Source organism: Klebsiella sp. 54, assembly GCF_018223875.1.
GTDB lineage: Bacteria > Pseudomonadota > Gammaproteobacteria > Enterobacterales > Enterobacteriaceae > Klebsiella > Klebsiella quasipneumoniae.
The window spans coordinates 94,204-114,496 of the sequence record NZ_JAGRRA010000007.1 but is presented as its reverse complement, the minus strand read 5'-3'; the positions used below and the strand labels follow the sequence as shown (position 1 = coordinate 114,496).

Annotated in this window: 18 protein-coding genes and 2 pseudogenes; 11 read left to right on the top strand and 9 right to left on the bottom strand. The window is 56.3% G+C overall.

The window, feature by feature from the left end:
* Positions 1-115: 115 nt before the first annotated feature.
* Together KHQ24_RS17170 and yebS are read right to left on the bottom strand one after the other, a co-directional pair.
* Positions 116-2,749, bottom strand: coding sequence for a PqiB family protein (locus KHQ24_RS17170; RefSeq protein WP_017900210.1), 2,634 nt, complete (start codon positions 2,747-2,749; stop codon positions 116-118).
* Positions 2,718-4,001 (bottom strand): membrane integrity lipid transport subunit YebS, encoded by a 1,284-nt coding sequence (yebS, locus tag KHQ24_RS17165; RefSeq protein ID WP_004203379.1) that lies wholly within the window; start codon positions 3,999-4,001, stop codon positions 2,718-2,720. Before yebS ends, KHQ24_RS17170 begins: the two co-directional genes overlap by 32 nt.
* A 132-nt stretch (positions 4,002-4,133) precedes the next feature.
* Here yebS and KHQ24_RS17160 point away from each other — a divergent pair.
* The 4 genes and pseudogenes from KHQ24_RS17160 to htpX all read left to right on the top strand — a co-directional run bounded on the left by KHQ24_RS17160 (position 4,134) and on the right by htpX (position 8,594).
* Positions 4,134-4,647: pseudogene (locus KHQ24_RS17160) on the top strand (GAF domain-containing protein).
* An 81-nt stretch (positions 4,648-4,728) separates the two neighbouring features.
* Positions 4,729-5,406: an RNA chaperone ProQ gene (proQ, locus tag KHQ24_RS17155; RefSeq protein ID WP_004203375.1), complete on the top strand. Its 678-nt coding sequence runs from the start codon at positions 4,729-4,731 to the stop codon at positions 5,404-5,406.
* A 19-nt stretch (positions 5,407-5,425) separates the two neighbouring features.
* Positions 5,426-7,474 carry a carboxy terminal-processing peptidase gene (prc, locus tag KHQ24_RS17150; protein WP_080846935.1) on the top strand — a complete coding sequence of 683 codons (2,049 nt, stop codon included), beginning with the start codon at positions 5,426-5,428 and terminating at the stop codon, positions 7,472-7,474.
* Between the two features lie 235 nt (positions 7,475-7,709).
* Positions 7,710-8,594 carry a protease HtpX gene (gene htpX, locus KHQ24_RS17145; RefSeq protein ID WP_004203371.1) on the top strand — a complete coding sequence of 295 codons (885 nt, stop codon included), beginning with the start codon at positions 7,710-7,712 and terminating at the stop codon, positions 8,592-8,594.
* A gap of 69 nt (positions 8,595-8,663) precedes the next feature.
* Here the strand turns inward: htpX and KHQ24_RS17140 are convergent, their stop codons facing one another.
* On the bottom strand, positions 8,664-10,034 hold the full coding sequence (locus KHQ24_RS17140) for an MFS transporter (RefSeq protein ID WP_004203370.1): 1,371 nt from the start codon (positions 10,032-10,034) through the stop codon (positions 8,664-8,666).
* 177 nt (positions 10,035-10,211) lie between these two features.
* On the opposite strand from KHQ24_RS17140, the gene kdgR reads away from it, so the two are divergent.
* Complete coding sequence (gene kdgR, locus KHQ24_RS17135) at positions 10,212-11,003, top strand: DNA-binding transcriptional regulator KdgR (protein WP_004203369.1); 792 nt, start codon at positions 10,212-10,214, stop codon at positions 11,001-11,003.
* A 55-nt stretch (positions 11,004-11,058) separates the two neighbouring features.
* On the opposite strand, the gene KHQ24_RS17130 is transcribed toward kdgR, so the two are convergent.
* On the bottom strand, positions 11,059-11,298 hold the full coding sequence (locus KHQ24_RS17130; RefSeq protein WP_004203368.1) for a YobH family protein: 240 nt from the start codon (positions 11,296-11,298) through the stop codon (positions 11,059-11,061).
* A 159-nt stretch (positions 11,299-11,457) separates the two neighbouring features.
* Between KHQ24_RS17130 and mgrB the strand changes: the two genes are divergently transcribed.
* From mgrB to rlmA, 6 genes and pseudogenes are all read left to right on the top strand, one after another.
* Positions 11,458-11,601 carry a PhoP/PhoQ regulator MgrB gene (gene mgrB / locus KHQ24_RS17125; protein ID WP_002911375.1) on the top strand — a complete coding sequence of 48 codons (144 nt, stop codon included), beginning with the start codon at positions 11,458-11,460 and terminating at the stop codon, positions 11,599-11,601.
* Positions 11,602-11,675: 74 nt separating this feature from the next.
* The gene (locus KHQ24_RS17120; RefSeq protein WP_004203366.1) at positions 11,676-11,966 is read left to right on the top strand and encodes a YebO family protein; all 291 of its coding nucleotides are present in this window, start codon (positions 11,676-11,678) and stop codon (positions 11,964-11,966) included.
* Between the two features lie 591 nt (positions 11,967-12,557).
* A pseudogene (locus KHQ24_RS17115) lies at positions 12,558-12,629 on the top strand (DUF2627 domain-containing protein); the annotation flags it as partial.
* Between the two features lie 85 nt (positions 12,630-12,714).
* Positions 12,715-12,924, top strand: a complete 210-nt coding sequence (gene cspE / locus KHQ24_RS17110; RefSeq protein WP_001062678.1) for a transcription antiterminator/RNA stability regulator CspE — start codon at positions 12,715-12,717, stop codon at positions 12,922-12,924.
* Between the two features lie 187 nt (positions 12,925-13,111).
* On the top strand, positions 13,112-14,860 hold the full coding sequence (ftsI, locus tag KHQ24_RS17105) for a peptidoglycan glycosyltransferase FtsI (RefSeq protein WP_048295092.1): 1,749 nt from the start codon (positions 13,112-13,114) through the stop codon (positions 14,858-14,860).
* Positions 14,861-14,921: 61 nt separating this feature from the next.
* On the top strand, positions 14,922-15,716 hold the full coding sequence (gene rlmA, locus KHQ24_RS17100) for a 23S rRNA (guanine(745)-N(1))-methyltransferase (protein WP_048295091.1): 795 nt from the start codon (positions 14,922-14,924) through the stop codon (positions 15,714-15,716).
* 3 nt (positions 15,717-15,719) lie between these two features.
* Here the strand turns inward: rlmA and mntP are convergent, their stop codons facing one another.
* The 5 genes from mntP to manX form a co-directional block, all read right to left on the bottom strand.
* A complete protein-coding gene (gene mntP / locus KHQ24_RS17095) occupies positions 15,720-16,286 on the bottom strand; it encodes a manganese efflux pump MntP (RefSeq protein WP_017900206.1) in 567 nt (188 codons plus the stop codon).
* A 419-nt stretch (positions 16,287-16,705) separates the two neighbouring features.
* Positions 16,706-17,164, bottom strand: a complete 459-nt coding sequence (locus tag KHQ24_RS17090; protein WP_211777373.1) for a DUF986 family protein — start codon at positions 17,162-17,164, stop codon at positions 16,706-16,708.
* A 62-nt stretch (positions 17,165-17,226) separates the two neighbouring features.
* Positions 17,227-18,078 (bottom strand): PTS mannose transporter subunit IID, encoded by an 852-nt coding sequence (locus KHQ24_RS17085; RefSeq protein ID WP_004145526.1) that lies wholly within the window; start codon positions 18,076-18,078, stop codon positions 17,227-17,229.
* Between the two features lie 12 nt (positions 18,079-18,090).
* Complete coding sequence (locus KHQ24_RS17080; RefSeq protein ID WP_004203359.1) at positions 18,091-18,891, bottom strand: PTS mannose/fructose/sorbose transporter subunit IIC; 801 nt, start codon at positions 18,889-18,891, stop codon at positions 18,091-18,093.
* Between the two features lie 56 nt (positions 18,892-18,947).
* A complete protein-coding gene (gene manX, locus KHQ24_RS17075; RefSeq protein ID WP_004203357.1) occupies positions 18,948-19,919 on the bottom strand; it encodes a PTS mannose transporter subunit IIAB in 972 nt (323 codons plus the stop codon).
* Positions 19,920-20,293: the final 374 nt, after the last annotated feature.

Sequence of the window (20,293 nt, the reverse complement as noted above, 5' to 3'; positions counted from 1 at the left end):
CAGAAAAAAAGGGTGCGCAGTTTAGCACAAACGCCCCGGTGCAGGACACCGGGGCGTGAGGTTTGTGTCTGCCCGCGCCCGGCGTTTGCCGGGGCGGGAGAAGGGGAGGCGAGGATTACTGCGGCAGGGCGGTGCCCCACTCCCGCCACTCTTTCGGCTCGCTCTCCAGCAGCAGGAAGTGCTTGCCGTCCTGGGCCTTCGGCGCCAGCGGCGTACCCGGCGGCGTGGCAAAGGCGATCCCGCCGCGGATAAACTGATTGAAGGTCCCGGTTTTCACCACGCCGCCAACCAGGCCGAAGTCGAGGCTGTAACCCGAGGCCAGCCAGAACACCGAGTTATTGCGCACCAGGTACTGGTAGCGCTTGCTGATGCGCATCTTAACCATGACCCGGTCAGACATCGATCCCAGCGACAGACCGGTCACCGTCCCGACTTCCAGGCCGCGGAACAGCACCGGCGTACCGATGCCGAGCGATCCGGCCTCCGGCGCTTCCACCACGATATTCAGGCCGTCGATATAGCGCGAGTCGCTGATCGTCGTATCCTGGATCTCAAAGTCGCGGCGCGCCGGGCCGCGTCCGGGCTCAACGTTAATATAGGACTGGAACAGGGTGTCGAGATGCTCCACGCCCGCGGCGGAGATCTGCGGGGTGATCACCGAGAAGCGGGTCCCGGCGCGGGCAAACGTGCCGACGTATTCCGGATAAAGCACGGCTTTCGCCTGCACCTCGTTTTTGGCGGTGATCAGCTCCAGCGACTGGATCTGACCGATATCGATGCCGAGATAGCGAATCGGCATCCCGGCCGCCATCTTCCCGGCGTCGAACGCATGCAGGGTGATCTGGCCGCCCACGGCGCGCGCCGCCGTTTCAGAAGCGTAAAGGATACGTTTGTTATTCAGCCGCGCATTGGCGCTGCTGCCGTTGAGGTTATCGAAACTGATCGCCCCTTTTATGGCGCGGGCCAGCGGCGAGGCCTGAACGGTGAGTCCGTTGCCGTCAAGTTTAACCTTCGCACCCCCTTCCGCCCAGAAGACGCTGTTGTTGGTCAGCAGGTAGCGGTACTCGGGCTTGATATGCAGATCGATATCGAAAGCGTCTTTGCGCGGTTTGACGGCGATGATCTCGCCGACGGCGAATTTACGATACAGCACCACCGAGCCAGCCTGAACGTCAGGCAGCGTCTCAGCGGAGAGGCTCAGAGTGGTGGTCGGCACTTCGCTCAGGCTGTTTTCCTGCGCCTTTTCGAGGTTGGCGTACAGCGGATAGCTGCTCTGCATTTCGCCTTTTTCACCCGGGATCACCCGGATCCCGCCGTTCACCCATTCGCTGGCGCTGGCGCCCAGCACCTGCACGCCATCAAGTCCCACTTTGACGTCCAGACGACTGTTCACCACAAACTTGCTGTCGCCGCGAATCAGATCGCGGTATTCCGGGGCAATCGCCACCTGGAAGGTTACCCCTTTGGCCGTCAGCTTGCGCTCCAGCACCTGGCCGACTTTCACTCCGTGAAGCACCAGCGGCTGGCCGCCGTCGATCCCGTAGCTCTCCGGCGCCGATAGGGTGACGGTGGCGACATTGGGCTCCTCCAGCAGCGCTTTATCCGCTGGCATGACGGAGAAGTGATTACGCGGCTCGCCTTCGCCGGGCACCAGCTCAAAGGTATTGCCGGTGAGCAGGGCGCTGACGCTGGGGTTATCGAGGGAGATCTTCGGCTTCTTCATCTGAATCAACGTTTTCTCCCGCAGCAGGGTCACCACGCTCGGATCGACGGTCATCTCGCCAGTGACTTTGCCGCCGGGGTTAAGATTCAGTTTGCTTAACTGGCCCACTTCCAGCCCCTGATACATCAGCGGCGTCGAGCCCGCTTTCAGGCCGTCGCCGTCAGGCAGGTCAAGGGTCACCACCACCCCGCGCTGGCTGTGCGCCAGGTCTTCATACAGATGATAGTCATCGTTTTGCGACGCGACCTGCGAATCGGCAGGGGAGTCAAAGGCGATGGCACCGTTCACCAGCGCGGAAAGGTTCTCCAGCTGCACTTTGGCCCCGCTCAGGCCGACATCGGCTTTGATCCCCGAGACGTTCCAGAAACGGCTGCCTTTTTTCACCAGGTTGGTGAACCGGCGCTCGATCAGCACATCAATGGTGACCCCCTGATTATTATCATTCAGCGTGAAGTCATACACCCGCCCGACCGGGATCTTACGGAAGTAGACCAGCGAGCCGCTGCTCAGAGAGCCAAGGTCGGGCGCCTGCAGGTGGATCATCAGCTCGCCGTTGTTGATACGGTATTTTGGCTGAGTGTCGAGGGCGACGAAGTGATCTTCGGGTTCGCCCTTGCCCGGCATCATGCCGATATAGTTCCCGCCCACCAGCGCATCGAGGCCCGACACGCCGGCCAGAGAGGCTTTCGGCGTGACCAGCCAGAACTGCGTATCTTTGCGCAGCGCCTCTTTCATATCGCGCTTGATGCTGGCGGAAACTTCAATCTTGCTCAGGTCTTTACTGAGACTAATATCCTGGACGGTACCGACTTCCACCCCCTGATAGCGGATAGGCGTCCGCCCCGGCACGATGCCGTTAGCAGACTGGAAATCGATAGTAATCGTCGATCCGCGGTCGTCAAAGCTGGTCCAGATGAGCCAGGCGGCAATCAGCAGCGCGATGACCGGCAACAGCCAGAATGGCGAGATACGACGTTTGGTTTTTATTCTGGCTTCAGTCTGCGAAGCGGGCGTTTCCTGACTCATGTGCGTCCCAAAGTAAGCGGCTGTCCAGCCATTCAACTGCAAGAATAGTTAAAATTACCGCGCCGCCAAAGTAAACCGCGGCCGGCCCCATCGTAAAGGCGAGGAGCTGATCGCGATTAATGAGCGACATGGTGAGTGAGATAACAAACAGATCCAGCATCGACCAGCGGCCAATCCAGGTTATCAGCCGCAGCAGCAGGATGCGGGTGCGCAGCCCCTGCTCGCACTTGAATTGTATGCTGAGCAGCAGGGTAAATAACACTATAACTTTGGTGAATGGCACCAAAATACTGGCGATAAACACCACGCCGGCGATGGCGATATTGCTGCTGGCGAGGGAGATGATCCCGGAAAGGATGGTGTCTTCCTGGCGCGCGCCGTTGACGTAGATGATAGAGATCGGCAGCAGGTTGGCCGGTAGGAGGAAAACCAGCGAGGCAATCAGCGCCGCCCAGCTGCGCTGCAGGCTCTGCGGCCGGCGATGGTGCAGCGGCGTGTGGCAGCGTCGGCAGCGGCCGCGGGCGTCGCGGTAGCCGGTGTAGTGGCAGCCGGTGCACACCTGCAGATTGTTATCGGCGCGGGTCGCCGGCCGTTCGGGATAGAAGCGCTCCCATAGCTCTTCGACGTTCATATGGATAAGCGTCAGGATACTCAGCAGCGTCAGGGAGATAAACGCCACCAGGCCGATGCCGGGCTGCAGAAAGGCGTAATCCTGCACCTTGATGGAGGCGACGCCGATGCCCACCAGATAGATATCCAGCATCACCCACTCCTTGAGCTTATCGAGCATTAGCAGCACCGGGCGCAGGTTCATCCCCAGCACGTTGCCCAGCCACAGATAGCTAATCGAGACCACCAGCAGTACCGGGGCGACCACCGCGCAAAACAGCACCATCGCGGCGGTAAGCGGGTCGCCCTGCGCGGTCATCTGCCAAATCCCCTGCAGGACGTTGGCGTCAATGCGAACCCCCAGCAGGTGAAGGCGCAGTAGGGGTTCGGACCAGGCAAAGGGCATTAACAGCAGCATGGCCAGGGCCATGCTGCCCAGACGGGTCAGCGACCAGTCGCGGCCATCGCGCACCTTCGCGTTACAGCGTGGACACCAGGCGCTTTGGTTGCGTTTGAGCACCGGTAAGCGGAACAGCATGTCACACTGCGTACAGCGCTGATAATGCGCATAGGGAAGCGGCGTGCTGACGGCATGCACGACCATCTTATTCGCAGGCTTAAGGGTGGGTGTTTTTATCGGCATTTATTACGTACAGGAATGAATGTATCTCACTATCTTAACCTATGAATGAATTCATCTTGAGCCCAAGCGCATTTAATGCTTATTTTAGTAGGCTGTACGTATGAGGCAGTAAGACAACCAAGTGAAGATATAATGAGCAAAACAGAATTTTACGCGGATTTGAACCGCGATTTCCAGGCATTAATGGCAGGTGAAACCAGTTTTCTGGCGATGATCGCTAATACCAGCGCGCTGCTGTTTGAACGACTGGGCGAGGTCAACTGGGCCGGTTTCTATCTTCTGGAAGGCGATACTCTGGTGCTGGGGCCGTTCCAGGGCAAACTGGCCTGCGTCCGGATCCCGGTTGGGCGCGGCGTATGCGGCGCGGCGGTGGCGCAAGCCCAGGTGCAGCGCGTCGAGGACGTCCACGCCTTTGACGGCCACATTGCCTGCGATGCCGCCAGTAATTCGGAAATTGTCTTCCCCCTGCGCGTGAACGACCAGATTATCGGCGTGCTGGATATCGACAGTCCGGCTTACGGCCGCTTCACTGCTGAAGATGAGCAGGGGTTGCGCACACTGGTCGAGCATCTGGAAAAACTTATCGCGGCCACTGATTATCAAAAAATCTTTACCCGTGTCGTGGGATAATCAACGGATAACGTAGCATTTAGCGAGGACGTCATTATAATGTCGCCTGTTCATGCCTGCGGCTTGTTGGCTACGTCCGTTGTAATCAGGAAATTTCATGGAAAATCAACCTAAGTTGAATAGCAGTAAAGAAGTTATCGCCTTTCTGGCCGAACGTTTCCCTCAGTGCTTCAGCGCTGAAGGCGAAGCGCGCCCCCTGAAAATCGGAATTTTTCAGGATCTCGTTGAGCGAGTGGGTGGTGAGATGAATCTCAGCAAAACCCAGCTTCGCGCTGCATTACGTCTTTACACCTCGAGCTGGCGCTATCTCTACGGCGTAAAAGCCGGCGCTATCCGCGTTGACCTGGACGGCAACCCGTGCGGCGAACTGGAAGAGCAGCACATTGCCCATGCGCGTCAGCAGCTGGAAGAAGCGAAAGCTCGCGTTCAGGCGCAGCGCGCTGCCCAGCAGGCGAAAAAACGCGAGGCCGCTGCCGCTGCAGGCCAGCCGGATGAAGGCGTTCGCCGCGAGCGTAAACCGCGTCCTCAGCAGCCGCGTCGTAAAGAGGGCGCTGAACAGCGTAAACCGCGTCCTGTTGCGGCCAAAGCTCCGCGTGAAGAGCGTCTTACTCCGGTATCGGATGTTTCCGTTCTGACCGTCGGCCAGGCGCTGAAGGTAAAAGCAGGCAATAACGCAATGGACGCCACCGTTCTGGAAATCACCAAAGATGGCGTTCGTGTACAGCTGACTTCTGGTATGTCAATGATTGTACGCGCAGAACACCTGGTGTTCTGAAACGGAGGCCGGGCCAGGCATGAACACATTTTTTAAAATCACCGCGCTTGCGGGCCTGCTGGCAATAGCAGGCCATGCTTTCGCTGTTGATGAAATAACCCGTGCAGATCAAATCCCCGTGCTGAAAGAAGAGCCGCAGCACGCGACGGTGAGCGAGCGCGTGACGTCGCGCTTTACCCGCTCTCACTACCGTCAGTTCGATCTCGACAACGCCTTCTCGGCAAAAATTTTTGACCGTTATCTGAACCTGCTGGACTACAGCCATAATGTGCTGCTGGCCAGCGATGTGGCGAAGTTCGCGGCGAAAAAAGACCAAATCGGCGACGAACTGCGCACCGGGAAACTGGACGTCTTCTACGACCTCTACAACCTGGCGCAGCAGCGCCGCTTCGAACGCTATCAGTATGCTTTGAAGGTGCTGGAACGTCCGATGGACTTTACCGGCAACGACAATTTCAACCTTGACCGCTCCAAAGCGCCGTGGCCGAAAGACGAGGCCGAGCTGAACAAGCTGTGGGACGCCAAGGTTAAATTTGACCAGTTAAGCCTGAAGCTGGCGGGAAAAGACGATAAAGAGATCCGCGACACCTTAACCCGTCGCTACAAGTTCGCTATCCGTCGTCTGGCGCAAACCAACAGCGAGGATGTCTTCTCGCTGGCGATGACCGCCTTCGCCCGCGAAATCGACCCGCACACCAACTATCTGTCGCCGCGCAATACCGAGCAGTTCAACACCGAGATGAGTCTCTCACTCGAAGGGATCGGCGCTGTGCTGCAGATGGATGATGACTACACGGTGATTAATTCGCTGGTGGCCGGTGGTCCGGCTGCGAAGAGCAAAGCGATCAGCGTCGGCGACCGCATCGTCGGCGTCGGCCAGACCGGGAAGTCGATGGTCGATGTCATTGGCTGGCGTCTGGATGACGTCGTGGCGCTAATTAAAGGGCCGAAGGGCAGCAAGGTTCGCCTTGAGATCCTGCCGGCCGGCAAAGGGGCCAAGACGCGTATCGTCACCCTGACCCGCGAGCGCATCCGTTTGGAAGATCGCGCGGTGAAGATGTCGGTGAAAACCGTTGGTAAAGAAAAAGTCGGCGTGCTGGATATCCCGGGCTTTTACGTTGGCCTGACCGATGACGTGAAGGTGCAGCTGCAGAAGCTGGAAAAACAGAACGTCAGTAGCATCGTTATCGATCTGCGCAGCAACGGCGGCGGGGCGCTGACCGAAGCGGTATCGCTGTCGGGGCTGTTTATTCCGTCCGGCCCGGTGGTGCAGGTGCGGGATAACAATGGCAAGGTGCGCGAAGACAGCGATAACGATGGCGTAGTCTATTACAAAGGGCCGCTGGTGGTGCTGGTTGACCGCTTTAGCGCCTCGGCGTCTGAGATCTTTGCCGCCGCAATGCAGGATTATGGCCGCGCGCTGATCGTTGGCGAGCCGACCTTCGGTAAAGGTACCGTACAGCAGTATCGCTCGTTGAATCGTATCTACGATCAGATGCTGCGTCCGGACTGGCCGGCGTTAGGTTCCGTGCAGTACACTATCCAGAAGTTCTACCGCATTAACGGCGGCAGTACTCAGCGCAAAGGCGTTACGCCGGATATCATGATGCCAACCGGCAATGAAGATCGCGAAACCGGCGAGCAGTATGAAGACAACGCGCTGCCGTGGGATAGCATCAACGCGGCCACCTACGTGAAGTCCGGGGATCTGACCCCATTTGGACCGGAACTGCTCAAGCGCCACGACGAGCGTATTGCCCAGAATCCTGAGTTCCAGTACATCATGAAGGATATTGCCCGTTATAACGCGATGAAGGACAAACGTAACATCGTCTCTCTGAACTACGCTCAGCGTGAAAAAGAGAACGAAGAGGATGATGCGATTCGTCTGGCGCGGATTAACGATCGCCTGAAACGCGAAGGCAAACCGCCGCTGAAAAAACTGGACGATTTGCCGAAGGATTACCAGGAGCCGGATCCGTATCTTGATGAGACGGTCCATATCGCGGTAGACCTCGCCCATCTCGAAAAAGCGCGCCCAGCGGTGGAACCGCCGGCCAGCCAATAAGTCGCCAACGGGCACCCTGAGAGGTGCCCGTTTTTTTTATGCCCTTTGTCATCGCCATTCAGCTCATCTAACAAAATGTCAACCTGCTCTGCCGCTGTCAGCAAGATGCTACAAAATGTAAAGTTGTGTTTTTATCGTGACTTAGCGGGGGTTGATGGTTGAAAATTGCAGCCTGACCCATACGATGTGGGTAATCGCATAGTGCGTTTTGTTAAATTGAGGTAAAAAGAAAATTATGATGCGAATCGCGCTTTTCCTGCTGACGAACCTGGCAGTGATGGTCGTGTTCGGGCTGGTGTTAAGCCTCACGGGGATCCAATCCAGCAGCATGACCGGTCTGTTGATTATGGCCCTGCTGTTCGGCTTCGGTGGTTCTATCGTTTCGCTGATGATGTCGAAATGGATGGCGCTGAAGTCTGTGGGTGGGGAAGTGATCGAGCAGCCGCGCAACGAAACGGAACGCTGGCTGATGAACACCGTTGCGCAGCAGGCGCAGCAGGCGGGCATTGCCATGCCGCAGGTGGCTATCTATCACGCCCCTGACATCAACGCCTTCGCTACCGGTGCGCGTCGCGACGCCTCGCTGGTCGCTGTCAGTACCGGGCTGTTGCAAAACATGAGCCGTGATGAAGCGGAAGCGGTCATCGCCCATGAAATCAGCCACATCGCCAATGGCGATATGGTCACCATGACTCTGATTCAGGGGGTGGTGAACACCTTCGTTATCTTTATCTCCCGCGTTATCGCGCAGATTGCGGCCGGCTTCCTCGGCGGCAACCGGGAAGATGAAGGCGAGAGCAGCAATGGCAACCCGCTGATCTACTTCGCCGTCGCCACGGTGCTGGAGCTGGTGTTCGGTATTCTGGCCAGCATTATCACCATGTGGTTCTCTCGTTATCGCGAATTCCATGCTGATGCCGGCTCGGCGCGTCTGGTGGGCCGCGAAAAGATGATTGCCGCCCTGCAGCGCCTGAAAACCAGCTATGAGCCGCAGGAAGCCAGCAGCATGATGGCGTTCTGCATCAACGGTAAAGCGAAGTCCATGAGCGAGCTGTTTATGACCCACCCGCCGCTGGACAAGCGTATTGAAGCGCTGCGTAGCGGAGAATATCTGAAATAGTCCGTCAATCTGACGCTGAAAATAAAAATCCGCAGCCCGAAGGCTGCGGATTTTTTTTGTCCTTAATCGTCAGGCTGCGCGCGGCTGAGTGACGCGCAGACCGCTAATCAGCGCAGCGACGGTCGCCAGGATGCCGGCCAGCAGCAGGGCGGTGTGGGTGCCGCTGTTGCCGAGCAGGTTGAATAAAAGGGCCACCAGCGCGGCGCCGGTGCTCTGGCCGAGCAGGCGAGCGGTACCCAGCATGCCGCTGGCGCCGCCGCTGCGATGGCTCGGGGCCGAGGCGACAATGGTGTGGTTGTTTGGCGACTGGAACAGCCCGAAGCCGGCGCCGCACAGCGCCATACGCCAGATAATATCCAGATCGCTGGGCGACGCCGGAAGCAGCGCCAGGCCGAACAGGCCGCAGGCCATAACCAGCAGCCCAATGGCCCCCAGCAACCCCGCATGGCATTTTTCAATTAAATAACCGGCCAGCGGCGCCATCACCATCGTTGCCAGCGGCCACGGCGTCAGCAGCAGGCCGGTCTCCACTTCGCTGCGCCCGATCATTGTTTGCAGGAAGAAGGGCAGAGAGACCATCGCCAGCATTTGCGCACAGAAAGAGCAGATGGAGGTGCAGATAGAGAGGGAGAAGAGCGGGATGCGAAGCAGATCGACCGGCAGCAGCGGGACGGGCATCGTGAGCTGACGGCGAACGAAGAAAAAGCCCACCACCAGCATAGCGGCGACCTCCGCCAGCACCAGCTGAGTGGACTGGCCCTGGGCGAAACCGCTCAGGGCGGTGATCAACAGCCCGAAGGTCAGCGCGTTCATGATGGCGCTCGGCAAATCGAAGCGGACGATTTTGCTGCGCGCGCTGTTGGGCGGCAGAAAGCGCATCGCCAGAAGTAAGGCGACGATGCCGAGAGGCACGTTAATTAAAAACAGCCATTGCCATGAGGCGAGGGAGAGGATCGCAGCGGCGATCGTCGGGCCTGCTGCTGAAGAGACGGCGACGACAAAGGAGTTGATACCCATGCCACGACCGAGAAAGCGCTGCGGATAAATCAGGCGGATCAACGCGGTGTTTACGCTCATCAGCGCGGCGCCGCCCAGCCCCTGGGCGACGCGGGCGAAGGTTAGCATTTCGAGGCTGCGCGACAGGGCGCAGGCCAGCGAGGTAAAGATAAACACCACCAGGCCTATCTTATAGATACGACGATAGCCGACCATGTCGCCGAGGAAAGAGAGCGGTAGCAGGGCGATCACAATGGCGATTTGGTAGGCGTTAACAATCCAGATTGAAGCCGCCGGGGAGGCGTTAAGATCGCTGGCGATGGTCGGCAGCGCGACGTTGGCGATGGCCCCGTCGAGCACGGCCATGGTCAGCCCAAGCACAATGGTCAGAATGGCGCCATAGCGCTGCGGCAGCGGCACGCCATCGGAAGAGTTTTTATCCATGGTGAAAATGAGTCTTAAATGAAACGGTTTTTTGAATGATGAGTTTAGCATTGATTATTCCGCCGTATGTCGCAGATTTGTAACGAAGTGGCAGAAGAATGATTGCGGCGCAGAGGCGGCGAATTTATAATAAAAACCGGTTCTAAATTTTATAAAACAGTTACGACGAGGTGATAAATGGCAGGTGCAGATTTGGATAAACAGCCAGATTCTGTCTCTTCGGTATTGAAGGTTTTCGGCATCCTGCAGGCGCTGGGTGAAGAGCGTGAAATTGGCATTACCGAACTGTCCCAGCGCGTCATGATGTCGAAAAGCACCGTTTATCGCTTTTTACAGACCATGAAATCACTGGGCTATGTGGCGCAGGAGGGAGAGTCTGAGAAATACTCCCTCACGCTCAAACTGTTCGAGCTGGGGGCGCGCGCGCTGCAGAACGTCGACCTGGTGCGCAGCGCCGATATTCAGATGCGGGAACTTTCCCGACTGACGAAAGAGACGATCCATCTCGGCGCGCTGGATGAAGACAGTATTGTTTATATTCACAAGATTGATTCGATGTATAACCTGCGGATGTACTCTCGTATCGGCCGTCGCAATCCGCTGTACAGCACCGCGATTGGCAAAGTACTGCTGGCGTGGCGCGATCGCAGCGAAGTGGAGCAGATCCTTGACGGCGTGGAGTATAAACGCAGCACCGAGCGGACCATCACCAGTACCGCTGAGTTGCTGAAGGTGCTGGATGGCGTTCGCGAGCAGGGATACGGCGAAGATAACGAAGAGCAGGAAGAGGGGCTACGCTGCATTGGGGTACCGGTATTCGACCGTTTCGGCGTAGTCATCGCCGGGTTGAGCATCTCTTTCCCGACCTTACGGTTCTCTGAAGAACGTTTGCATGAATATGTGGCGATGCTGCACCAGGCGGCGCGCAAGATTTCTGAGCAGATGGGCTACAACGACTACCCCTTCTGACCGCGCTGAAGCATTCGGCGACCGCGGCGCTATCGTCGCGGTCGCCGGTTCGATCTTAGCCGTTATCCACGACGGTTGCGCTTTTACGCAGCAGCGGGCAGCTGCTGACGCCGATCACGCCGCTATCGGAATGCACATAAAGTGCGGTACTGACCCCACGGGCGGTGAGATATTGACACTTCAGGCCCAGGCCGCCGACGTTTTCTTCACTGTGGAATAATACCCCGTAGCCGCTTAATAATACGCCAATCCATAAGATAGCCACGACCACAATAGTACGAATGATTAATCGCATTGATGCCTCATTATTTGTATGATCCTTGCCGTGATTTTGACACGAACACGTTTTGAAACAAGTCGATGATTCCTAAACTTGCCTTTCGTATTACAGTTAGCCGCGGTTTAAGAAGGCCGTGTTATCCTGGCGACATAAAGTACTGATGCGGAGAGTGGAGTGAAAAAATTACGGTGGGTTTTACTGATAGTCATCATAGCAGGCTGCCTGTTGCTGTGGACTCAGATGCTTAACGTAATGTGCGACCAGGATGTTCAGTTTTTCAGCGGCATTTGCACTATCAATAAATTTATCCCGTGGTAAGACATTTTTCTGACGACTGATTTCCTTCTGCGCCGCGGGTGGTAGAATGAACGCCTTCTCTTTGAGGTGGTGAAATGAGTGAGTTACTAAATCCTGGGATCTTAAATCTGGCATCGCTGGCCGTGTCTGTGGCGCTGCTGCTTGTCGGTCTGTTGTTATGGTTCTTCGTCAACCGCGCCAGCTCGCGGGCGAATGAGCAGATAGAACTGCTGCAGGCTCTGCTGGATCAGCAAAAGCGGCAGAATGCGCTGCTACGTCGCTTGTGCGAAGCCAGTGCGCCGGAAAAAGAGGACGTGGTCGAGCCGACCGTCGCCGGTAAGGCGAAAGGGGAGGATGAGTTTATCCGCCTGGTGGCAGAGCGCTAAGTACCTCGACAGGTGTGCATCATATGATGCGCACCTGCATGATAGCGGTCGGTAATATCTTATTCTTATTCCATTATTCCTTTCTCAATGCACTATCCTCTTTTATACACGCTGTAAATAAAGTGATCCCCGCCGCGTTTATTGTCGGATAACGTGACGCTGTCATCTTTTTTTCATTATTAAGGTGCAGAATTAGCACTATTTTTAGCGAGACGACTGAAAGGATTTATTATCACTACACTGGCCTGGCTTTAGCGATTTTTCGTCTGGGGTTATAACGAATTTTGCGCATCAATATTCATCACGGCTCGTCAGTCGCCCGTATACTGGCAGTTCGTATACGGACATACCTGGACGAAGCGAAGTTGTTGAGCTATGGTAAAAAAGTTGCAGTTACAAGGCAGCGCTCCGGCGTTATTGATAAACGCCATAGCGCCTTGCCAGGGGCGGCAAAGACGCATAAATGTGCAGGCGATCAAAGGATTACCTTATAATTTGTGCGAACGATCGAGACACGTTTAAAAATGGCTTGCCATTATTTACGTAGTGTGTGATAACACCTTTCGGGTTAAACGAGGTACAGTTCTGTTTATGTGTGGCATTTTCAGTAAAGAAGTCCTGAGTAAACACGTTGTCGTTGAATACCGCTTCTCTGCCGAACCTTAAATTAGTGCCTCATGCAGTTATGTGTCAGTTTTATCTATGTAAACGCCAGCAGGCGAAGAAAACAGTCTAAGGAATTTTGCAAATGGCAAAGATTAAAGGTCAAGTTAAGTGGTTCAACGAGTCTAAAGGTTTTGGTTTCATTACTCCGGCTGATGGCAGCAAAGATGTGTTCGTACACTTCTCCGCTATCCAGGGTAACGGCTTCAAAACTCTGGCTGAAGGCCAGAACGTTGAGTTCGAAATTCAGGACGGCCAGAAAGGTCCGGCTGCAGTTAACGTAACTGCTATCTGATACAAGACCACTCTTCTTGTATAAAAGCCTCGCCTGTGCGGGGCTTTTGCGTTTTTATTGCAAAGCATGTCATTTTCCCCCCTCTCGTCGCGTCTTGTTGCAAATACTCAACTTTATTAGCATTGTGTAGCAGTCTGTTTTGCTAATTTTCTGTTAAATCAGTTGGTTGCAAAACAATGCCGGAGCTATGGTGCTAAACAAAAAAATGAAGTCCGCCGCCAGCTTTACCCCGATTCGCTTCGGGTTACTCTGTGTGGCCATACTCGGTTGTCTGGGACTGCTATTGGCCCGCGTGGGCTGGCTGCAGGTTGTTTCCCCCGATAATCTGGTAAAACAAGAGGATATGCGTTCTCTGCGCGAAGAGCCCGTTGCGGTTGAGCGGGGGATGATCACCGACCGGGAAGGACGACCGCTGGCGGTGAGCGTTCCGGTTAGCGCGATCTGGATCGATCCGCAGACCACCATGGAGAAAGGCGGCGTCGGCTACGGGCCCCGCTGGCAGGCGATGGCCGAAGCGCTGCATCTCAACCTCGGGGAACTGGCCCAGCGGGTACAGAGCCATCCTCACGCCCGCTTTCTCTATCTGGCGCGGCAGATCAATCCCGAGCAGGCGGAGTGGATTGATAAACTGCATCTGCCTGGCGTCTACCTGCGTGATGAATCGCGGCGTTTCTATCCGGCAGGCCACGTGGCTGCCAATCTGCTGGGCTTTACCAATGTCGATAATCAGGGCATCGAAGGGGTGGAGAAAAGCTTCAACGCCCAGTTGACCGGTAAACCCGGGCGACGTCTGGTGCGTAAAGATAAACATGGCAATGTGATTGAGAATATTACCGAAGTACCGCCGGTGCCGGCGCATAATCTGCAGTTGAGTATCGATGAGCGCCTGCAGACGGTAACGGAAGATGCCCTCGACAACGCTGTTCGCTGGAATAAAGCCGAGTCAGGGGCAGCGGTGCTGATCAAAATCGATACCGGCGAGATCCTGGCGATGGCCAGCTATCCCGATTTCAATCCAAACAATCGCGATGCCGCAACGCTGGATGATTTTCGCAACCGGGCCATCAGCGATACCTTCGAGCCGGGGTCGACCGTCAAACCGCTGGTGATCATGACCGCGCTGCAGCAGGGGATTGTCCAGCCGGACAGCGTCGTGGACACCCATCCGTTTGTCCTTGACGGCCACCGTATCCGCGATGTCGGCTATTATCCGGAGCTGAGCCTGACCGGGATCCTGCAGAAATCCAGCGATACCGGCGTGTCGCATCTCTCGCTGGCCATGCCGGTGCAGCATCTGATTGACACCTATACGGCTTTCGGTTTCGGCGAGCCGACGGGGCTGGGGTTGACCGGGGAAAGCGCTGGGCTGATGCCGCATCGTCGCTACTGGGGGCAACTGGATCGCGCCACCTTCGCTTTCGGCTATGGTTTGATGGTGACCCCGCTCCAGCTGGCGCATGTTTATGCCACCATCGGCGGCTTCGGCATTGAACGACCGTTGTCGATCACCCGCATCGACCCGCCAGTGATTGGCACGCGCGTAATGCCGGAGAATATTGTCCACAGCGTGGAGCATATGATGGAGAGCGTGGCGCTCCCGGGCGGAGGCGGCACTAAGGCGGCGGTGCGCGACTATCGGGTGGCGGTAAAAACGGGGACGGCGAAGAAGATCGGCCCGGACGGCAAATATATCGATAAATATGTGGCCTATACCGCCGGCGTGGCGCCCGCCAGCCGTCCGCAGTTCGCGCTGGTGGTAGTGATGAACGATCCCAGCAATGGCTCGTATTACGGCGGGGCCGTTTCCGCCCCGGTATTCAGCCAGATTATGGGCGACGTCCTGCGGCTGGAGAACGTCATGCCGGACGGTATGCCGCAAGGCGCGGAGAATCTGATCGTCATGCACGACAGCCACCCGCTGGCGCCGGCGCTGTAACAGTGGTCTGCAAGGGCGAATAGCGCTACACTTTCGCCCTTTCAGCGACACCGGAGCCGTCATGTCATACAGTTGCCCCCTTTGCCACGCGCCGCTCAGCCGTAGCGACAACCACTATTCCTGCCCGCAGCGGCACCAGTTCGATCTGGCGAAAGAGGGGTACGTCAATCTGCTACCGGTGCAGTTCAAACGGTCGCGCGATCCCGGCGACAGCGCTGAGATGATGCAGGCCCGTCGGGCGTTCCTTGACGCCGGGCATTATCAGCCGCTGCGGGACGCTATCGCTGAACGACTGCGGCACGCTGCCCCTCAGGCGTTACTGGATATCGGCTGTGGCGAAGGATATTACACCCACGCGTTTGCCGCCATCGCCAGCCGCAGCTGGGGGCTGGACGTGTCGAAGCCGGCAATTCGCGCGGCGGCAAAACGCTATCCGCAGGTGAATTTTTGCGTCGCCTCCAGCCAGCGTCTGCCGTTCTCCGATAACAGCTTCGATGCGATAGTGCGCATTTACGCCCCCTGCAACGCCGGTGAGCTGGCGCGAGTGGTGCGGCCTGGCGGGTGGGTGATCACCGCCACGCCGGGACCCCGCCATTTGCTGGAGCTGAAAGGGCTGATTTACGATGAGATCCGCCTGCATGAGCTGAAGACGGAAGCGATGCCGGGGTTCCGCCTGGCTGCTCAGCAGCAGCTGGCTTATCCGATGACCCTGACGGGCAGTGAAGCGCAGGCTCTGCTGCAGATGACGCCGTTCGCGTGGCGGGCCAAGGCCGACGTGCATGACGCGCTGCGTCAGCAGGCAACCTTTGGCTGCCAGACCGATTTTATGATCCATTGCTGGCAGCGCGAGGAGTAAAGCTTAACCGGCGAAATGGCTCCAGAGGATTTCGCTGCCGATGCCAATCAGCACGATACCGCCGAGAATTTCGGCCCGTTTGCCCAGCAGCGGGCCGATAAAGCGACCTACCATGATCCCCAGCGTCGACATGATAAAGGTGGCGCAGCCGATCGCCAGCGCGGTGGTGACAATGCTGACCTGCAGGAAGGCCAGGCCGACGCCGACCGCCATGGCGTCAAGGCTGGTGGCGAAGGCGGTGGTGACCAGCAGCCAGAAGCCATGCCGGCGAGGCGCCTCGCACGCCTCGTCGCTGTCGCCGCGAAACCCCTCGATGATCATCCGCCCGCCGAGAAACACCAGCAGAATAAAGGCAATCCAGTGGTTCCATTCGAGAACAAACTGGCTGGCCAGCATGCCCAGTCCCCAGCCGACCAGCGGCGTCAGGGTTTCAATAGCGCCAAAAATCAGCCCGGTGCGCACTGCTTCTGAGAATTTGGGTTTGTGCAGGGTGGCGCCTTTGCCAATAGAGGCCGCGAAGGCGTCCATAGACATGCCGAAAGCGAGAAGAAGGGTTGCGGATAAATTCATGTGCCTGTCCTGACCGGGGATAATCCATATGACACATCGCTGCCCCCAGTAAATATACGCGGAGCCGCTCAATGGCTGAGCAATACGTACAGCAGTGATGTATCTATGGTCTCGCCTGATTGAATCACTTCAACCCGTACGTGCCACGTTTTGCAACGAGTATGTTGACACGTACATTTCCTGGCGGGCAGGAAATCGGCTACTCCCCAACGACGGGCGCAACCTTAACATATTTTTAGAATATAAAACAATAACAGAAGAGGGCTATTTTAATAACCAAATGATAACGATTTTCATTTGAATTTATAAGTAAATAAATAGTTAATGAAAAACAGAAGAGCAGGTGGGGAAATATAGCCATGGCTATATAATCCCCCAGACGAAATCGGAAAAAGCATAGCGCTGGCTATATTTATAACTCATTGAGTTGAAACAATAAGTTTGTATATCTTCTCCAGATCGTCGATATTTCGTACGCGAATCAGCAGCCGCCGTTGCTCTAATTGCATCACCAGCACGCCGTCTTCGGATAAATTCATCTCTTTAATTCGCTGATATTCTATCCACACGTTGGCGAAGAAAAAGCCGCGCGGTTTGAAAATGATTTTCGGCGTACGGATCCAGAATAAATAGAGTCCCATCAGCGCCAGCGCAGACAATAGCCAGGTGGTGATCGGGGTGCCGTGCTGGGTGATGTTGTTATAGATCAGAATGGCGATGAGGCCGACAAAGATCAGGCCGTCAACGCGGCTGCGGCGAAGCAGGGGAATGGCCAGCAGCACCGGGCCGTTGCGCCTCGGCATAATAAACTGGTCATACACCGCGTAGGCCAGTAGCGCAAGGATGAACAGGATGATCACCAGGTCCGTGAATGTCATTGCTTTGCGTTCCTCCTGATAAAAAAAAGCCGGGGGCTAGCCCCCGGCGTACAACCTGGAAATTACAGACCCAGCAGGCCGACAGCGTAGCCTGCGATACCGATGACGAAGAAGCCAACGATGATCCACAGCGGGTTAACTTTCTTACGCAGCAGCCACATACAGGCGAAGGTCAGCAGCAGCGGTACCAGGCCCGGCATCAGCTGGTCGAGGATCGTCTGCACCGTGGTGACATGAACCTGTCCGTCAGAGCCGGTGATTTTTGACACCACCATCGGAATGTTCACGTGCGTCCACTTGTTAACCAGCGCCCCCATGACAAACAGGCCGAGGATTGACGCCCCCTCAGTCAGTTTCTGCAGGAAGCCGCCGCCCATATCTTTCACGATGTCCACGCCTTTGCGGTAGCCGTAGGCGACGCCATAGTAGCGGGTCAGCAGTCGCACTGCGTTGAACAGGATAAAGAACAGCAGAGGGCCGAGCAGGCTTCCGCTCATCGCGATCCCGGCGCCTAAGGCCGCGAACACCGGACGCACAGTGCCCCAGAAGATCGGGTCGCCGACGCCGGCCAGCGGTCCCATCAGACCGACTTTGATGCCGTTGATAGCGCCATCGTCAATCTCTGCGCCATTGGCGCGCTGCTCTTCCATCGCCAGCGTTACGCCCAGTACCGGAGCGGCAACGTAAGGATGGGTATTGAAGAACTCAAGGTGACGCTTAATCGCCTGCTTACGCGCATCGTTATTCTCCGGGTACAGACGACGAATCGCCGGAACCATAGAGAAGCAGAAGCCCAGCGCCTGCATACGTTCGAAGTTCCATGAACCCTGGAACAGGTTAGAACGAATGAACACGCCACGAATATCACTCTGAGTGAGTTTTTTCTCGGTGGTATTTTTAGTCATATCAACCATTTCGCTCACCTGTTAGTCCAGTTCGTTATCGAGATCGTTGTTACCAGCCGCCTGAGCCGGGGCACCGGCGACGCGGTTATATTTCGGGCTCAGCTGGATGTAGAGGATTGCCATGACCGCGCCAATCACGCCCAGGGCCACCAGGTTGAAGTTGGTGAAGGCGGCGGTGACGAAGCCGAGGTAGAAGAACGGCATCAGGTAGCCCGCGCGCATCATATTGATGACCATCGCGTAACCAACCACCACGATCATGCCGCCGGCAATGTTCAGGCCGCTGGTGACCACTTCAGGGATTGCGTTCAGCAGGCCCTGGACTTCGCTGGTACCGACGGAAATGGCCACGATGACGGCCGGGATAGCGATACGCATCGCCTGCAGGAACAGGGACGAGACGTGCAGCCACGACAGGGCAGTCAGGTTGCCATTCTCCGCCGCTTTATCCGCCGCGTGCTGGAAGGCTACGGTGATAGTACGCACGATGATGGTCAGCACCTGGCCTGCAGCCGCCAGCGGGATAGCCAGCGCGATGCCGGCGCCGATGCTCTGATGGCCGGCAATAACCAGAACGGTGGAAATAATGGACGCCAGCGCGGCATCAGGGGCAACCGCCGCACCGATGTTCATCCAGCCCAGGGCGATCATTTCCAGCGTACCGCCGATAATAATACCGGTTTTCATATCGCCGAGAACGGCGCCGATCAGCGTACAGGCGACCAGAGGACGGTGGAACTGAAATTCATCAAGCACCGACTCCATACCCGCAATACACGCGACGATGAACACCAGCACAATCTGAAGAAGGGTAATCTCCATTGTACTTCTCCTGTTGATTAAGTCTTAAAGTGAAAACTGGGGCGCGATCGTCCGGGTTATTTATCGACCTTGGCGATCAGATCCATCATTTTCAGTTTCGGGTCGGTGGACACTTTACGTGCCTCCAGCTCGATACCGCGTGCGTTCAGCTTGTTAAACGCCTCAATATCTTTGGCATCGACCGAAATCGCGTTGTTAACCTGGGTTTTGCCCTGGCGGAACGCCATACCGCCGATGTTGACGCTGGTGATTTTCACGCCGCCCTCGACGACGCGCTCAACGTCGGTCGGGTTAGTAAACAGCAGCATGACGCGCTGTCCGGCGTACATCGGGTTGTTGTAGACGCGGATCATTTTGGCGACGTCCACCACGTGGGCGGTGACGCCCGGCGGCGCAACCTGGGTCAACAGGGTTTTGCGCACGGTATCTGCGGCGACTTCGTCGCTGACGACGATGATGCGGGTGACGTTGGTCTCTTTGGTCCAACGGGTGGCGACCTGACCATGGATCAGGCGATCGTCGATACGCGCGAGGCCAATCACCATGTAGTCATTCGGACCCATCGGTTTGGCCGGTGCTGCGGCTTTAGGCGCCGCGGCTGGAGCGGGCGCAGGGGCCGCTTTTTCCACCGGTTTGGCCTTCAGCGCTTTCACGCCTTCGCTGCCGGTCTCTACCGCTAAGGCGACCAGCTCATCAAAGGAAGGATCGTCATCGCGGGCCATGAAGGTTTCCACCAGCATCGGGATGTTGACGCCGGCGATAACTTCGTAGTGCTCTTTATCGACGACAATGCGGCTCGCAGCGTTGAACGGGCTGCCTCCCCATGTATCGACGAGAAACAGCACGCCTTTACTGGTATCCAGTTTTGCCAACTGGGCATTGTATTTCTCGATCAGCGTTTCGGCGTTTTCACCCGGAACGAAATCGATCCAGCCAACGTTTTCCTGCTCGCCCAACAGCATCTCTGCTGTTTTCAGCAGCTGTTCTGCAGCCCAACCATGTGTGCCTATTACAATAGCAATCGTCACTTGCTACCTCCTTTATTATCGTGAATGCATCATCTGCTTTGATACATCCTGAATCACTTTTGAGGACAAAATCGATTCAGTTAGGGTGTAAGATAGAAAATAGTTACTACCGCGAATTATTTTAGACAGTGAAAAAATAATTAATGTGATGAAGATCCGTTAATCAGGCATCGCCTGCTAATAATTTTGCAGCGCAAAAAATAGCCTTAGTTATTGCAAATTCAGGTAAATCTTTTCCAATTTCGCTCTATATTTTGCTATGTTTAACTTCCGTTTAATTACTCAGGAGTATAGGGCATAGCCCGCAGTATGGACCGTCATCGACGTCTTTTCACTTTCTGGCACCTGGTTGCCACCTCCACGCATCACGCTTA

What these genes read in the sequence shown, in the direction of transcription:
- KHQ24_RS17090 (WP_211777373.1), bottom strand. Translation starts at nt 17,164, where the DNA reads ATGACATTCACGGACCTGGTGATCATCCTGTTCATCCTTGCGCTACTG.
- KHQ24_RS17130 (WP_004203368.1), bottom strand. Translation starts at nt 11,298, where the DNA reads ATGCGATTAATCATTCGTACTATTGTGGTCGTGGCTATCTTATGGATT.
- prc (WP_080846935.1), top strand. Translation starts at nt 5,426, where the DNA reads ATGAACACATTTTTTAAAATCACCGCGCTTGCGGGCCTGCTGGCAATA.
- proQ (WP_004203375.1), top strand. Translation starts at nt 4,729, where the DNA reads ATGGAAAATCAACCTAAGTTGAATAGCAGTAAAGAAGTTATCGCCTTT.
- KHQ24_RS17080 (WP_004203359.1), bottom strand. Translation starts at nt 18,891, where the DNA reads ATGGAGATTACCCTTCTTCAGATTGTGCTGGTGTTCATCGTCGCGTGT.
- cspE (WP_001062678.1), top strand. Translation starts at nt 12,715, where the DNA reads ATGGCAAAGATTAAAGGTCAAGTTAAGTGGTTCAACGAGTCTAAAGGT.
- KHQ24_RS17140 (WP_004203370.1), bottom strand. Translation starts at nt 10,034, where the DNA reads ATGGATAAAAACTCTTCCGATGGCGTGCCGCTGCCGCAGCGCTATGGC.
- rlmA (WP_048295091.1), top strand. Translation starts at nt 14,922, where the DNA reads ATGTCATACAGTTGCCCCCTTTGCCACGCGCCGCTCAGCCGTAGCGAC.
- ftsI (WP_048295092.1), top strand. Translation starts at nt 13,112, where the DNA reads ATGGTGCTAAACAAAAAAATGAAGTCCGCCGCCAGCTTTACCCCGATT.
- kdgR (WP_004203369.1), top strand. Translation starts at nt 10,212, where the DNA reads ATGGCAGGTGCAGATTTGGATAAACAGCCAGATTCTGTCTCTTCGGTA.
- htpX (WP_004203371.1), top strand. Translation starts at nt 7,710, where the DNA reads ATGATGCGAATCGCGCTTTTCCTGCTGACGAACCTGGCAGTGATGGTC.
- KHQ24_RS17085 (WP_004145526.1), bottom strand. Translation starts at nt 18,078, where the DNA reads ATGGTTGATATGACTAAAAATACCACCGAGAAAAAACTCACTCAGAGT.
- KHQ24_RS17120 (WP_004203366.1), top strand. Translation starts at nt 11,676, where the DNA reads ATGAGTGAGTTACTAAATCCTGGGATCTTAAATCTGGCATCGCTGGCC.
- KHQ24_RS17170 (WP_017900210.1), bottom strand. Translation starts at nt 2,749, where the DNA reads ATGAGTCAGGAAACGCCCGCTTCGCAGACTGAAGCCAGAATAAAAACC.
- mntP (WP_017900206.1), bottom strand. Translation starts at nt 16,286, where the DNA reads ATGAATTTATCCGCAACCCTTCTTCTCGCTTTCGGCATGTCTATGGAC.
- yebS (WP_004203379.1), bottom strand. Translation starts at nt 4,001, where the DNA reads ATGCCGATAAAAACACCCACCCTTAAGCCTGCGAATAAGATGGTCGTG.